This is a genomic window from Streptomyces sp. NPDC059456, assembly GCF_042750055.1.
Taxonomy (GTDB): Bacteria; Actinomycetota; Actinomycetes; order Streptomycetales; family Streptomycetaceae; genus Streptomyces.
The window spans coordinates 1,843-2,572 of record NZ_JBHYVA010000932.1 but is presented as its reverse complement, the minus strand read 5'-3'; the positions used below and the strand labels follow the sequence as shown (position 1 = coordinate 2,572).

General features: G+C 76.0%; 2 protein-coding genes. Both read left to right on the top strand.

The genetic code is table 11. The features are described 5' to 3' along the window. The first annotated feature begins 175 nt into the window (after window positions 1-175). Complete coding sequence (gene rpmG / locus ACFXA3_RS40705) at window positions 176-340, top strand: 50S ribosomal protein L33 (RefSeq protein ID WP_385196216.1); 165 nt, start codon at window positions 176-178, stop codon at window positions 338-340. A 73-nt stretch (window positions 341-413) separates the two neighbouring features. Further along, the gene (locus tag ACFXA3_RS40700; protein ID WP_385196214.1) at window positions 414-656 is read left to right on the top strand and encodes a type B 50S ribosomal protein L31; all 243 of its coding nucleotides are present in this window, start codon (window positions 414-416) and stop codon (window positions 654-656) included. Window positions 657-730 lie beyond the last annotated feature (74 nt).

The following is a 730-nucleotide window of genomic DNA, read 5'->3' as shown; positions in this document are numbered from 1 at the left end:
GGCGCGCGCCTCGCCGGGGGGGGCGCCGGCGCGGGGCGCCCGCCGCCCGGGGGGGTGTACTGGTTTGGGGGGGGGGGGGGGGGGCGCAAATTGAGGGGGGCCGGGCTGCTGTTACACCACCTGGCTGGCATGCGCGAGTCAAGCATCGCGCGAGTGCCGCCGGAAGGAGCAGCACGTGGCACGCAACACCGTCCGCCCCGTCGTCCGGCTGAAGTCGACGGCCGGGACCGGCACCACCTATACGACGCGCAAGAACACCCGGAACAGCCCCGAGCGGCTGGTCCTGCGCAAGTACGACGCACTGGCCGGCCGGCACGTCGCGTTCCGCGAGGAGCGCTGACGCGTACCGGCGTCGCCCGGCGGGCACGGCCCGCCGCCCCCGCACGGCACTCGCGCAGGAGGAAGGACACCGCATGAAGCACCGTATCCACCCCGCATCCCGCCCCGTCGTCTTCCGCGACCGTGCCGCCGGCGCCGCGTTCCTGACGCGGTCGACCGCGCGCACGTCGAAGACCATCGAGTGGGAGGACGGCACCACCTACCCGCTGGTCGATGTCGAGATCTCGTCGGCGAGCCACCCGCTGTACACGGGGACCTCGCGGATCACCGACACCGAGGGCCGGGTGGAGCGTTTCCACCGCCGCTACGGGCACTGAACGCACGGCCCGGGCCCCCCGCCCCCCGGGGCGGGGCCGGTGGGCGGCCCGCCCCCCCGCGCCGCGGCCCCCGG